The organism is Streptomyces sp. NPDC001100, from assembly GCF_053598575.1.
The window spans coordinates 187,820-201,552 of sequence record NZ_JBSFKO010000004.1; the positions used below are offsets into that span (position 1 = coordinate 187,820).

The 13,733-nt window shown below is 69.3% G+C and carries 10 protein-coding genes and 1 tRNA gene; 6 read left to right on the forward strand and 5 right to left on the reverse strand.

The genetic code is table 11. The annotated features are described in order from the left end of the window. Positions 1–7: 7 nt before the first annotated feature. The 5 genes from ACWDEW_RS07255 to ACWDEW_RS07275 form a co-directional block, all read right to left on the reverse strand. Positions 8–3,328, reverse strand: coding sequence for a nitrate- and nitrite sensing domain-containing protein (locus tag ACWDEW_RS07255; protein WP_450510445.1), 3,321 nt, complete (start codon positions 3,326–3,328; stop codon positions 8–10). A 401-nt stretch (positions 3,329–3,729) separates the two neighbouring features. Continuing rightward, positions 3,730–4,305 (reverse strand): GTP-binding protein, encoded by a 576-nt coding sequence (locus tag ACWDEW_RS07260; protein WP_006375318.1) that lies wholly within the window; start codon positions 4,303–4,305, stop codon positions 3,730–3,732. Next, positions 4,286–4,684, reverse strand: coding sequence for a DUF742 domain-containing protein (locus tag ACWDEW_RS07265; protein WP_019058642.1), 399 nt, complete (start codon positions 4,682–4,684; stop codon positions 4,286–4,288). Before ACWDEW_RS07265 ends, ACWDEW_RS07260 begins: the two co-directional genes overlap by 20 nt. 111 nt (positions 4,685–4,795) lie before the next feature. Continuing rightward, the gene (locus ACWDEW_RS07270; RefSeq protein WP_005479910.1) at positions 4,796–5,209 is read right to left on the reverse strand and encodes a roadblock/LC7 domain-containing protein; all 414 of its coding nucleotides are present in this window, start codon (positions 5,207–5,209) and stop codon (positions 4,796–4,798) included. Between the two features lie 9 nt (positions 5,210–5,218). After that, positions 5,219–9,070: a sensor histidine kinase gene (locus ACWDEW_RS07275; protein ID WP_450510447.1), complete on the reverse strand. Its 3,852-nt coding sequence runs from the start codon at positions 9,068–9,070 to the stop codon at positions 5,219–5,221. A gap of 571 nt (positions 9,071–9,641) precedes the next feature. Here ACWDEW_RS07275 and ACWDEW_RS07280 point away from each other — a divergent pair. The 6 genes from ACWDEW_RS07280 to ACWDEW_RS07305 all read left to right on the forward strand — a co-directional run bounded on the left by ACWDEW_RS07280 (position 9,642) and on the right by ACWDEW_RS07305 (position 13,656). Further along, entirely contained in the window at positions 9,642–9,827 is a 186-nt protein-coding gene (locus ACWDEW_RS07280) for a hypothetical protein (protein WP_431253189.1), read from the forward strand. A gap of 79 nt (positions 9,828–9,906) precedes the next feature. Further along, positions 9,907–10,683, forward strand: coding sequence for a fumarylacetoacetate hydrolase family protein (locus ACWDEW_RS07285; protein WP_019068715.1), 777 nt, complete (start codon positions 9,907–9,909; stop codon positions 10,681–10,683). Next, on the forward strand, positions 10,667–12,151 hold the full coding sequence (gene gltX, locus ACWDEW_RS07290) for a glutamate--tRNA ligase (RefSeq protein ID WP_450510449.1): 1,485 nt from the start codon (positions 10,667–10,669) through the stop codon (positions 12,149–12,151). The genes ACWDEW_RS07285 and gltX overlap by 17 nt, the downstream gene beginning before the upstream one ends. A gap of 146 nt (positions 12,152–12,297) precedes the next feature. Beyond that, positions 12,298–12,696, forward strand: a complete 399-nt coding sequence (locus ACWDEW_RS07295; RefSeq protein ID WP_450510451.1) for a hypothetical protein — start codon at positions 12,298–12,300, stop codon at positions 12,694–12,696. A 64-nt stretch (positions 12,697–12,760) separates the two neighbouring features. Continuing rightward, positions 12,761–13,492, forward strand: coding sequence for an HAD family hydrolase (locus ACWDEW_RS07300; RefSeq protein WP_450510453.1), 732 nt, complete (start codon positions 12,761–12,763; stop codon positions 13,490–13,492). 92 nt (positions 13,493–13,584) lie between these two features. Further along, positions 13,585–13,656, forward strand: a tRNA-Gln gene (locus ACWDEW_RS07305). Positions 13,657–13,733: the final 77 nt, after the last annotated feature.

The window sequence follows — 13,733 nt, forward strand, 5'->3', positions numbered from 1 at the left end:
GCTCACACTAACGCTCCTGGTTGTAGGTGCTGCCAGAGCCGAAGCCCTGACCGTTCGTTTCGCTTCCTTCACTGCGTCCCCGCTGGACCCCGCGGCGCAGGTTGCTGAGCCTGCCCCGGATGTCCTCGGGAGCGCGGGAGACCTGGGGGCCGCCCTGAGGGGTGCTCTCGGCGGTGCCCTCGACCAGGTTGGCCTTGGGCACCCGCCTCGGCAGACCGGAGGAGGTGACCCCGCCGGCCTTCGGCTTCTTCAGCGCCGAGGCCTGCTGCCACCGCTCGTCGTTCGCCGAGCGCCAGTCCACGGTCCCGGTGCTGCCGTTGGCGCTGCCGTTTCCGTTCGCGGTGCCGTTCGCCGTACCGAAGATGTTGGTGCTGCTCTCCGGGGCGGAGGCCGTCGACTCCTGGCGCGCGGGCTGCGAACCGTTGGTGCCTTTCGCGGCCGAACCGCGGCGCGGCAACCCGGCGTCGGTCAGCGCGTGGACAGCCGAGGGGGCCGGTCCCGGACGGTCGAAGCCTACGTGATCCCGCTCACTCACGTCAGCGGCCTGCGAAGGTTCCGGTTCCGGAGCGTACTGGTCCGGGTAGCCGTTGCGGTAACCGTCCTGCTGCGGCCAGTCATCCTGATAGGACGGCTCTTCGAAGCCCGGATACGTCTCCGGGGCCGCGGCGTGCGCCGACGCGTGCTCCTCCTGCACCGGCTCCGCATACCCGGGCTCCGGGTAACCGCCGTTGGACGGGAAGGAGTCGGCGAAGGTGTCGTTCTGCGTCCCGTTGCCGTTCGGCGCGAAGTACTGCTCGTCGTACGCGGGCTGGAGCGGCTCGTCGTACGACGTCTGCTGCTGCTCCTCGTACGTCGGCTGACCGTTGTACGCCGTCGGCTGCTCCTGGTACGCCTGCTGTCCGTTCTCGGCGTACGGCTGCTGCTGGGGCTCCTCGAACTCGGCGAACTCCGGGTAGGCGCCCGGCTCCAGGGCCTCCTGGCCCGGCTTCTGGGACTCCAGGGCCGCCCGGCGCTCCTCGCGCATCAGCGAGCGGCCCACCGGGTCGAGCTCGCGGATGTCGTCCGGCACCTCGGGGTAGCGGGTGTCGTCGAAGCCGAGCTCGGCGGCCGTGCGGATCGGGGTCTGGTTGAAGTCCTCGCCCTGGTACTGCGGCTGCTCCGGCATGATCTGCGAGACGGTGAACTCGTCGCGCTGGAGCTGCTGTTCGCCACCGCCACCATGGGTGATCGCGTCCGGCAGCATGACCAGCGAGGTGGTACCGGCCTGCTCGCCCGAGGGACGGAGCTGGACCCGGATGCCGTGCCGGTCGGACAGCCGGCCGACCACGAACAGGCCCATGCGCTGGGAGATCGCGACGTCCACGGTCGGCGGGTTGGCCAGCTTGTGGTTGATGTCCGCGAAGTCCTCGGCGGTGAGGCCGATGCCCTTGTCGTGGATCTCGATCATGACGCGGCCGTCGGGGAGCCGGGTCGCGGTCACGCGGACCTTGGTCTGCGGGGAGGAGAACGTCGTCGCGTTCTCCAGCAGCTCGGCGAGCAGGTGCACGAGGTCGGTCACGGCGCGGCCGTGGATCTCGGCCTCCGGGACGCCGGAGAGCTCGATGCGCTCGTACTGCTCCACCTCGGAGGAGGCGGCACGGAGCACGTCGACCAGCGGGACCGGCTGGTCCCAGCGGCGGCCGGGCTCCTCGCCGGCGAGAACCAGGAGGTTCTCGCCGTTGCGGCGCATACGGGTCGCGAGGTGGTCCAGGCGGAAGAGGTTCTCCAGCTGGTCCGGGTCGGCCTCGTTGTTCTCCAGGTCGGTGATGAGGGTCAGCTGGCCCTCGATCAGGGACTGGTTGCGGCGCGAGAGGTTGGTGAAGATCGCGTTGATGTTGCCTCGCAGGAGGGCCTGCTCGGCGGCGAGCCGTACGGCTTCGCGGTGGACCTGGTCGAAGGCTCTGGCGACTTCGCCGATCTCGTCCGTGGTGGTGATGGGGATCGGCTGGACGCGGGTGTCGACGCGGCCGGGGTCGGTGCGCGAGAGCTGGTCGACCAGCATCGGCAGGCGCTGCTCGGCGATGCCGAACGCCGCGTTGCGCAGCTGGCGCATCGAGCGGCTCATCTGGCGGGCGACCGCGCCGGCGAGGATGAAGGCGAGGAGCAGGGCGACGACGACGGCGGCACCGGTGATGATGGCGTCACGCTTGGCGTTGTTGGCGATGTCGGAGGCCTCGCTCACCGCGATGTCGGCCTTGTCCTCCTCGATCTTGCGGTACGCCTCGTACTTGAGGGTCGTGCCCGCCCACCAGTTGGTCGCGGTGATGCCCTCCTGGGCAAGGGCCTCGCGCGCCGAGGGGTCCGTGGTCTGCAGCTGCGACATGGCCGTGACCGTCTTGACCGGATCGGTCGGCGGCGGCACATACGTCTTGCCGGCGGCCTTCGCCTGCGCGGCGGCCTGCTTGACCATGGCCGCGCCGTCGGTCTGCACCTTCGCCAGGGCCGTGTTCAGCTTCGTGATGTCCGCGTCCGTACCACCGGCCTGGTACTCCTGGATGGCGATGCCCTCCAGGTAGGCGTACGAGGTGAGGGCGGTGCGCTGGGTGGCCAGGCTGTTCGCGTCGGGGCCGGGGTGCAGCAGCAGGTGGGTGCCGATGGAGCGCTCCAGGGAGAGCGCGCCCTTGGCCAGCGCGATGGCGTAGACCGAGCGGCCGTAGCTGGTGATGTTGCCGGTGCCGAGGCCCAGCTCGTTGGAGAACTCCAGGAGCGGGTGCTCCAGGTTGACGTAGCTCTCCTCGGTCTGGACGCCCTTCATCTTGGAGGTGTAGGCGTTGGCCCGGACCGTCTGCAGCGACGGCTCCACCTTGCGGAAGCGGCTCAGGCGCCGTTCCAGGCCGGGGGAGTCCGGCATGTTCTGTACGGCCTTGTCGAAGACGTCGGCGGCGTCGTCCGTGGCCTTGCGGGCCGCCACGACGGTCGCGTCCTTCTGGCCCTTGCCCTCCAGCAGCGGTGCGGCGGTGACGTCACGCTCGTTGGTGACCGCGTTGCTGTAGGTCAGCGCGGCCTGCACCACGCGGGCTGTCTTCTCCGCGTCCTCGGCGTTCTGCCAGGTGTCGATCGAGCTCTTGACCTGGAAGCCGCCCATGATGAGGCCGACGCCCACGGGTATGAGCAGGATCGCGTTCAGCCGGGTCGGCACCCGCCAGTTGCGGGGCGAGAACCGGCTCCCGCTGGGAGGGGGTGGTGCCGAGGGCTCCGAGCCTGGCACAGGGGCGGGCGCCGCTCCGCGCGGCGGCGGGGTGAAGTTGCCCCGGGCCGACGGCTCGGGACCGTTCTTGCTTCGCCTCACTCGACCAACAACCTTCCGGCGGTCGGCACCTATCCTCGTGCCGCAGTGTCTCAGGCCCGTCAACGAGCTCTGACTATCAGTACGTCGTTGACTATTGGGCAGTTCAGGCATTCCAGCACGTCAGCCTGCGCGATTCCAAACAGTCGGAACCGCGGATTCCGAGTGATGTAAGCCCCAGATAAAACGGTCATAAAGAGCGAGCCCCGCCAAAAGACGGGGCTTTGTTAGCGCAGTGGCACCGGATGACCGCGACGCGTTGCGGTACCACCCGATTCCTCTGCCGAAACGTTATGAACACCGGGGCCGACCGTGTCAAAGGCCACAGCCGGCTCCGGGGTGTCTACGACAACTGCCGTATGGCGCTGCCGACTTGAGAACTGCATGTCGAGGCCCGCCAACAGCTACCGGAGCCGGGCCATCAGTGCGTGCTCGACCAGCGTGATCAGCGCACTCTTGGCGTCCGAGCGGTGCCGGGCGTCCGTCGTGATGATCGGCGCGTCCGGCCCGATCTGCAGGGCCTCGCGCACCTCCTCCGGGTTGTACGGCTGGTGGCCGTCGAACCCGTTGAGGGCTATGACGAAGGGCAGCCCGCTGTTCTCGAAGTAGTCGACCGCCGGGAAGCAGTCGGCGAGACGGCGGGTGTCGACCAGGACGACGGCGCCGATCGCGCCGCGCACCAGGTCGTCCCACATGAACCAGAAGCGGTCCTGACCCGGCGTACCGAAGAGGTACAGGATCAGGTCCTGGTCCAGGGTGATACGGCCGAAGTCCATGGCCACCGTGGTGGTGGTCTTGTCCCCGGTGTGGGTGAGGTCGTCGATGCCCGCCGAGGCGGACGTCATGACGGCCTCCGTGCGCAGCGGGTTGATCTCGGAGACGGCACCCACGAACGTGGTCTTGCCGACGCCGAAGCCACCCGCCACCACGATCTTCGCGGAGGTGGTCGCCCGCCCTCCGTCAGAGCTTGCGAAGTCCACTGAGCACCCTTTCGAGCAGCGTCACGTCCGGAGCGCCGCCGTTGTTCTCGTCGCCGCCCGGCTGGTGGATGGCCACCAGTCCGGCCTCGGCGAGGTCCGCGACGAGGATCCTCGCCACACCGAGGGGCATGGCGAGGAGTGCCGACACCTCCGCGACCGACTTGACCTCACGGCACAGGTGGCAGATGCGCTGGTGCTCAGGGAGCAGTCCCATCAGCGCTGCCGGGTCGGCCGTGGTGCTGATCAGTGCCTCGATGGCGAGCTGATAGCGCGGCCGGGTCCGGCCGCCGGTCATCGCGTACGGACGTACCAGCGGCTGGTCGCCCTCGTCCCCGTACGGCTCGGCGTACGGATCATGAGAGGCGGTGGGCGGGGTCATGAATCCTCCGGGCGGGACAGCAAGTCGGTCGGGCTAGCCGTCTGACAGGGCCGGTGGGGGGATTGTGGCGGCCGGACGGTGATTTGGTGAGACGGGTGGTACCGGGGCCGGTCAGTGAAGCAGACTGCCCTGGAGTTCGGCGCGCAGGTCCGGCGTGAGGACCGCCCCTGCACGGTCGACGAGCAGTGCCATCTCGTAGCCGACTAGGCCGATGTCGCACTCGGGGTGCGCGAGCACTGCCAGGGACGAGCCGTCCGAGACGGACATGAGGAAGAGAAACCCTCGCTCCATCTCCACGACTGTCTGTGCCACGTCGCCGCCCTCGAAGATCCGGGAGGCGCCGGCCGTCAGCGAGGTCAACCCGGATGCCACGGCCGCGAGTTGGTCGGCGCGGTCGCGCGGGAAGCCTTCCGACATGGCCAGAAGGAGTCCGTCGGCGGATACGACGACGGTGTGGGACACACCGGGGGTGTTGTCCACGAAGTTGGTTATCAACCAGTTGAGGTTCTGTGCCGCCTGGCTCATCTGGCTCAACTAACGCTCCTGCTGGTGAGTGGGGCTGGGGAAGCTGCCGGTCTGGCCGGTACCCGTACCGGCCTGGCGGCCCTGTGCGATGCCCCGACGGAGATTGGTCAGCCGGCCGCGTACGTCGTCAGGCGCACGCGAGACCTGCGGACCGGTTTGGTGCTGTTGCTGCTGAGCCGTGCCCGGGACGAGGTTCGCCCTGGGCACCCGGCGCGGCAGGCCGGAGGTGGTGACGCCGCCCGCGGCCGGTTGCCGTACGCGCTCCGCCTGCCGAACGAGATCGTCGTTCGGCGAGCTGCGCCAGGTACCGCCCGTGGGACGCTGAGGGGGTGTCGCCGGAGCCTGCGGTGCCTGCGGCTGCGGGGCGGGGGCGGAGCCGTTGCTCTGGCTCTGCGCTTCCGCCTGCTGGCCGTGGAACCAGTTGGTCTCCAGCGTGTCGTACAGCGGCGTCCTGCCGTCGCCGGGACCCGTGGCAGGCGGCAACGCCTCGGGCTCCTGGCGGGTGGGACGCTGCGGGGCGGGCGGACGCGCGGTGCCGAAGTCGGCGCCGTTGCGGTTCCCGTTGACCTGCGGACGGTCGAACTGCCCGGTGTTCCCGGGGTTCTGACGGCCCGGCAGATTGTGCTGACCGGTGGACCCGTTGTCAAAACCGGGAGTCGCGAACTGGCCGGTGGAGCTGCCGTCGTAGGCCTGCGGGACGGCGAACTGTCCCGTGTTGGCCGGGTTCGACGGGTTGTTGGCCGGGCTGTTCGGAGAGCCGAAGACGTCCGAGCGGACGAACTGGCCGCCGTTCTGCTGCGAGTTGGAGCCGGGACGCGGGTTGTCGAAGTCCTGCCTCGGGAACTGGCCGTTGGCCGGTGCCCCGTTGGCGCCCGGACGCGGCAACTGACCCGTGTTCTGGGACTCGTTGAGGTTCGGCCGGGGGAAGGAACCCGTGTCCTGCGGTCCGCTCGTACCCGGACGCGGGAACTGCCTGCTGTCCTGCGCGTCCAGGCGGGGGATCGCCGGCATCTCCTGCGTGCCGGGGCCCTGACGGTCGTCGATGCGCGGCATCCGGGAGGTCTGCTCGGCGTCCCGCTCGTCGTGACCGCGCGGGGCGTCGAGGTTGCCGCGGCCCAGCGGGGGCTGCGCGTTCTCGTCGCTCCAGCTGGGGCGCTGGTTGTTGCCGCCCGGCAGCTCGGCCCGCGCACCACCGCGCGGCGGGAGCTGCGGCTGGCGCCCGCGGCGCCGGCCGCCGCCACGGGGCGGCTCGGGCTCGTTGTTCGCGCGCTGCGGCGGAACCGAGCCGTTCTGGTTCTGCTGCGGAGGGGTCCCGCCGAAGGCGTCCTGGCGTCCGTCGCCGAAGCCCTGCGGGGTACCCGTACCGGCGGCCTGCAACCCCTGCGGGGCGCTCGGCGCCTGGCCGAAGAGACCGGCACCGGAGCCGGCGGCCGGACGGCCCTGCGGCGCCGAGGGACCCTGCGGTCCACGCGCACCGCCGGGAGCACCCGGACCACCCGGACGTCCACCGCCCGCACCGGGCAGCGCGGCCCGCGGGCCCTGACCGGAACCGACCTGGCCGCGCGGAGCGGCACCGGCACCGAGCAGTCCGCCGTTCCCCGGCGCACCCCCGCCGAGGGCGGAGCCGCCCTGACCGTTGCCCCGGCGAGCCGCACCGGCACCGGCCGCGGCGGCGGCCGCGCCGACAGCGGCCTGGCCGGGAGCGGGCTTCTTGCCGCCCTGGGCGACATCGACCGGGAGCATGACCAGCGCGGTCGTACCACCGGAGTCGGACGGACGCAGCTGGATGCGGATGCCGTGGCGCTGGGACAGCCGGCCGACCACGAACAGACCCATGCGGCGGGAGACCGAGACGTCCACGGTGGGCGGCGAGGCGAGCCGCTCGTTGATCGCCGCGAGGTCCTCGGGGGAGAGGCCGATACCGGTGTCGTGGATCTCGATCAGCACGCGGCCGTCGGGCAGCGCGTGACCGGTGACCTTGACCTTGGTCTGCGGCGAGGAGAACGAGGTCGCGTTCTCCAGCAGCTCTGCGAGCAGGTGCACGAGGTCGTTGACCACGCGGCCGGCCACTTCGGTGGTCGGCACGGAGGAGAGCTCGATGCGCTCGTACTGCTCCACCTCGGAGGCGGCGGCGCGGAGCACGTCGACCAGCGGGACCGGGCGGGTCCAGCGGCGGCCGGGCTCTTCACCGGCGAGAACGAGAAGGTTCTCACCGTTACGGCGCATGCGGGTCGCGAGGTGGTCGAGCTTGAAGAGCGAGGACAGCTGGTCCGGGTCGGCCTCGCGGGACTCCAGTTCGGAGATGAGCGAGAGCTGACGCTGGATGAGGCCCTGGGAGCGGCGCGAGAGGTTGGTGAACATCGCGTTGACGTTGCCTCGCAGGAGGGCCTGCTCGGCAGCGAGGCGGACTGCCTCGCGGTGCACGTCGTCGAAGGCCGCGGCCACCTGGCCGATCTCGTCCCGGGAGTGCACACCGACCGACTCCACGGACGTGTCGACGTCCTGCGGGTCGGACTCGGAGAGCTGCTTGACCAGCTCGGGCAGCCGGTCCTGGGCGACCTTGTTGGCGGTCTCCTGGAGCCGGCGCAGCGAGCGGATCATGGAACGGGCGATGACGAAGGCGCCGACGAGGGAGACGCCGAGCACGAGCAGGATCAGCGCACCGGAGATGATCGCCTCACGCTCGGAGGCGGAGCGCAGCTCGCGGGCCTTCTGCTCCATGTCCTCAAGGAGCGTGTGCTCGATCTTCTTCATCTGCTCGATCTTGGTCGAGCTGTCGTCGATCCAGTCCTTGTACGAGCGCTTGTCCTGCGAGGCCAGGCCGTTCGTGTTGGCGAGGGCGCGCTCCGCGTACTTGTCCGCGGCGTCGATCGTGGCGTTGCCGTCCTCGATCGGCTGGATGAGGTCCTCGGCACCCTGGTCGCCGTAGATGTTGCGGAAGATCGCCAGGTCCGACTTCTCGCTCTCCAGCGCGGAGTCGGCGTACAGCCGGTCGTTGTCGGAGAGCTTGCCGGTCGTCGTGTTGTTGTCGGGCAGGGCCGCCGCGATGACGGCGCGCTGCACGGACGCGAACTCCTTGGCCGAGGAGAAGGCGGCCAGGGCGCGCGTGCGCTGGATCATCTCCGGGTTGCTGGTCGCCTCGGCCATGTCCTGGGAGAGGTCGAGCAGCTGGGTGATCAGACGGTGGTAGGCGTCGACCGTCTGCGTCGAGTTGCCCTTCGACTGGTACGCCGTCTTGCGGATCTTGTCGAGGTTGTCCAACTCGGTGGCGAGACCGACCACGGTCTCGCGGACGCCCTGCAGGTTTCCGTTCCTGCTGGCGCTGTCCACCTCTTCCGAGGAGTTGATGAAGTTGTCGCGGGCGCGGTCGGTCTTCTCCTCGTAGCCCTTGACCTCGTAGTCGGTGGCCTTGCCGCCGTGCGACAGCGGACCGGCCGACTGGTCGCGCTCCTCCTGGAGCGCGGTGGCCAGCTCGGTGGCCTGCTTGGTCATGTCCGTCAGCAGCTTCATGTTGTCGAGCTGCTGGATGTCGGTCATGGAGTCGCTGATGCGCAGGGCGCCCAGCGAGGTGGCCGCGACCACGGGGAGCGCGAGCAGCGACACAAGGCGCGTCGAAATGCGCCAGTTGCGCAGCGCGACGCGCGAGCCGGGCCCTGGCGTGCCGCTCGGCGGCTTCACCGGGGGCGTTGGGGTCGGGGCTGCGGACACACCGGGGCGCCCGGGGCCCCCGCCGTCGCCTGACGGTGCCGGGCCCGGGTTCTGGGCGTGCTGGGGCGAGGAGCTGCCGGTGTTGGGGCCAGCCCCGCCATGCGGCTCCGGCTCCGCCGGAGCACTGCCATCCCTCTTGAAACGTCCCTGCACTAGCGTCGCAACCTCTGGACCAGGCGTCCCCCGCGCGAACGGAAGGACGGTGTCGGCGTCTTGGGGAGCGCCCTGAACGCGCACCCCATGTGTGGTCGTGAGTGACCGGCGCTGCTCCCCCCTTCCGCCGCCCTCGGCGCTGCGTTGCGCCCCCTGCGCGCCGGGCTGATTCTGCGGCGGTCCGTGGAATTCCAGCACAGTGCCGGATCTCCAACAAGGCCCGTAGGCCAGGCTGTGACCTGTGTGACACCCCGTGAGGACTGTGTCACGAGACGTAGAAAGCTATTCACTCCAAAGTGGGCAAATACCCACCATCCCGCCGGGCGCGGGATGTGCCCAAGTCGCCATGATCAGGAGCGGAATGGCAGCTTCAGGTGTGCAATGTCCGTTTCGTTGAGGTGAGTTGACGGTCCGAATTGGCCGGTATGCCTATGGGGTGGTGAGCAAACTCACACGCGAATCATGGGCTCTTCACGCGTTCGGCCGGGAATTGGATGTTTAGCCTGACGCTTTACATGAGGGCACAATCCGTCAACCACCCACCCAGGACAGACGAGGGTCGAGTACAACAGTGAAGACGACGATGATGTTCCGCAACATTGCCAACCCGCGACGCACGACGCTGGCGCACCTGTCGGACGCCGACGAGCTGCAGACGCCGGAGCAGCAGGAACACTCGCTCGACCTGCCGGCCCAGACCGCCAACCCGCGCCGCACGATCCTCACCGAGATCCCGGTCGGCGCCGCCGCGGAGTAATCGCGCGAGCAGGGGTCCCGCACCGCGTTAGCCTGGAGCGTCAGACTCCAGCCAGCTCAGTGAGGGGCGCCAGGATCCCGTGCGCATCGCCAGATTCTCCATCGACGGGAACGTCGCCTTCGGCGCGGTCGAGGGCGACAAGCCGGACGAGCTCGTCCTCGACATCATCAAGGGCATCCCGTTCGCGGACTTCGAACTCTCCGGTACGAAGGTCCCGCTGAGCAAGGTCCGGCTGCTGCCGCCGGTGCTCCCGAACAAGGTCGTCGCCTACGGCCGCAACTACGCCGAGCACGCCCGGGAACTGGGCAACGAGGTGCCGGACGCCCCCTTCGCCTTCTTCAAGCCGTCCACCTCGGTGATCGGCTCCGGCGACGACATCCAGTACCCCTCCTTCACCGAGGACCTCCACCACGAGGCCGAACTGGCCGTGGTCATCGGCCGGATGTGCCGCGAGGTCCCGCGCGAGCGCGTCAAGGACGTCATCCTCGGCTACACCTGCGCCAACGACATCACCGCGCGCGACGTCCAGAAGCGCGAGAAGCAGTGGGCCCGCGCCAAGGGCTTCGACACCTCCTGCCCGCTCGGCCCCTGGGTGGAGACGGACCTCGACCCGAGCGACCTCACCATCCAGCTCACGGTCAACGGCCAGCAGCGCCAGCTCGGCCGCACCAGCGAGATGATCCACTCGATCGAGGACCTGATCGTCAACATCACCGAGGCCATGACGCTGCTCCCCGGCGACGTGATCCTCACGGGCACCCCGGCAGGCGTCGGACCGCTCACCGTCGGCGACGAGGTCGCCGTCACCATCGAAGGCATCGGCACTCTCACCAACAAGGTTGTCAAGCGTGGCTAGCGCACCCGTACGCGTCCGTTTCTGCCCCTCGCCGACCGGCAACCCGCACGTGGGCCTGGTCCGCACCGCCCTGTTCAACTGGGCCTTCGCCAAGCACCACCAGGGCACGCTGGTCTTCCGCATCGAGGACACCGACGCGGCCCGCGACTCCGAGGAGTCCTACGGCCAACTCCTCGACGCGATGCGCTGGTTGGGCTTCGACTGGGACGAGGGCCCCGAGATCGGCGGCCCGCACGCGCCCTACCGCCAGTCCCAGCGCATGGACATCTACAAGGACGTCGCGAAGAAGCTCCAGGACGCCGGCCACGCCTACGACTGCTACTGCTCCACCGAGGAGCTGGACGCCCGCCGCGAGGCCGCCCGCGCCGCCGGCAAGCCCTCCGGCTACGACGGCCACTGCCGCGACCTGAGCGCCGAGCAGGTCGCTGCCTACAAGGCCGAGGGCCGCACGCCGATCGTCCGCTTCCGGATGCCCGACGAGACGATCACCTTCACCGACCTGGTCCGCGGCGAGCTGACGTTCACCCCGGAGAACGTCCCGGACTACGGGATCGTACGAGCCAACGGCGCCCCGCTGTACACGCTCGTCAACCCGGTCGACGACGCCCTGATGGAGATCACCCACGTCCTGCGCGGCGAGGACCTGCTCTCCTCGACGCCCCGTCAGATCGCCCTGTACAAGGCGCTGATCGACCTCGGCATCGCCAAGTCGGTCCCGTCCTTCGGCCACTTGCCGTACGTGATGGGCGAGGGCAACAAGAAGCTCTCCAAGCGCGACCCCGAGTCCTCGCTCAACCTGTACCGCGAGCGCGGCTTCCTGCCCGAGGGACTGCTCAACTACCTTTCCCTGCTGGGTTGGTCGCTCGCGGCCGACCGGGACGTCTTCTCGATGGACGAGATGGTCGCGGCCTTCGACATCGCGGACGTGAACCCCAACCCGGCGCGCTTCGACCTGAAGAAGTGCGAGGCGATCAACGCCGACCACATCCGGCTGCTCGACGTGAAGGACTTCACCGAGCGCTGCGCCCCTTGGCTGAAGGCCCCGTTCGCCCCCTGGGCGCCGGAGGACTTCGACGAGGCCAAGTGGCAGGCCGTCGCCCCGCACGCGCAGACCCGCCTGAAGGTGTTGTCGGAGATCACGGACAACGTCGACTTCCTCTTCCTGGCCGAGCCGGTCGAGGACGAGGCCTCCTGGGCGAAGGCCATGAAGGAGGGCTCCGACGCCCTCCTCCGTACGGCCCGCGAGAAGCTGGAGTCGGCGGACTGGAGCTCGGCCGAGTCCCTCAAGGAGGCCGTCCTGGCCGCCGGCGAGACCCACGGCCTCAAGCTCGGCAAGGCCCAGGCCCCGGTCCGCGTGGCCGTCACCGGCCGCACGATCGGCCTGCCGCTCTTCGAGTCCCTGGAGATCCTGGGCAAGGAGAAGACCCTCGCCAGGATCGACGCGGCCCTGGCGAAACTGACGGCCTGACCGAAGCGCACGACAGGGGCGGTGTCCGGTGATCCGGGTACCGCCCCTGCTTCGTCAAATCATCGTAGTGAAATGTTCACGTCATGGCTAAGATCCCCTCGATCCGGCGTTACGGGGAGCCGGCACGTGCATGGGGAGGGGTCTGCGTGTTCAAGAAGATTCTCACGGTGGTCGTCGCCGCCGTCGCCCTGGCGGTCGCCGCGACGGCACCCGCGGCGGCCATCGACAGCGGGTCCAGCAAGAACGCCTGCGGGGTGGTGTATTTCTACCCGGACGGCGACACCTTCAAGTTCCTGGACACCTGCTCCGACGGCCACGGAGTCCTCCTCTACTGGACGACACCGACCACGGGACAGCCCCACACGACCGACTCCGCCCAGTCCAAGGCGTACACCGGCGGCTACACCGGCTGGGACCTGGACAACGCCTATGTCTACGACAAGGACTTCACCGAGGGCGCCTGCTTCTACTACCGCGTCGGCCTCACCGAGAGCGGCGGCTACATCATCGGTTCCTACGGTTCCTGGACCCTGTCCTGCGCCTGAGAGTTGACGACCGTGGGGCCCCGGGGCGCTGACGTGCTCCGGGGCCCCACGTTATTGTCGGATCATGAGTATTCGGGCCGTGGTCTGGGACGTCGACGACACCCTGTTCGACTACACCGGAGCGGACCGCGCCGCCATGTCCGCGCACCTGGCGGCCGAGGGACTGCTCGACGGGCACACGAGCGTGGTGGACGCGCTGGAGCGCTGGCGGGTGGCCACCGAGTTCCACTGGGCGCGATTCGCGGCCGGGGAGGTCACGTTCGAGGGCCAGCGGCTGGACCGGGTCCGGCACTTCCTGGACCAGGAGCTGACCGACGCCGAGGCGGATGACTGGTTCCGGCGCTACAAGACCCACTACGAGATCGCCTGGGCCCTCTTCCCGGACGTCCTGCCCGTCCTCGACACCCTCGCGGCCAGCCACCGGCACGCCGTCCTCTCCAACTCCAGCATCACCGTCCAGGACCGCAAACTGCGTGCCCTCGGGGTGCACCACCGCTTCGAGGTCATCCTGTGCGCGGCCGAACTGGGCGTCTCCAAGCCCGAGGCCGGCGCCTTCCTCGCGGTCTGCGAGGCGCTGGAACTTCCGCCGCACGAGGTCGCGTATGTCGGAGATCACCCGGAGATCGACGGACGGGGTGCCGCGGACGCCGGTCTGCTCTCCGTCTGGATCGACCGCCACGGCGGCCACACCTCCGTCGAGGCCCTGGTGGGGCGGCACCGGATCGGCTCGCTCGCCGAACTCCCCGCTCTGCTCGGCGCCGATACCCGTTTTGGAGCCCCGTCCACCTTCGGGTAATGTTCTTCCTGCGCCGCCGGAGAGCGGGCCGAAAGGCCGGGAACCGGAGGCGCAGACTAGAACAAGAACCCCCACAGGGGATTGCGTTCCAGTGGCCTATGGTGTAATTGGCAGCACGACTGATTCTGGTTCAGTTAGTCTAGGTTCGAGTCCTGGTAGGCCAGCTCGCAGAGCTCATCTGCAAAGCCCCCGTTGTGTAGCGGCCTAGCACGCTGCCCTCTCACGGCAGTAGCGCCGGTTC

Coding starts and splice junctions, on each gene's coding strand:
- ACWDEW_RS07300 (WP_450510453.1), top strand. CDS start 12,761: ATGAGTATTCGGGCCGTGGTCTGGGACGTCGACGACACCCTGTTCGAC.
- ACWDEW_RS07270 (WP_005479910.1), bottom strand. CDS start 5,209: ATGAGCCAGGCGGCACAGAACCTCAACTGGTTGATAACCAACTTCGTG.
- ACWDEW_RS07265 (WP_019058642.1), bottom strand. CDS start 4,684: ATGACCCCGCCCACCGCCTCTCATGATCCGTACGCCGAGCCGTACGGG.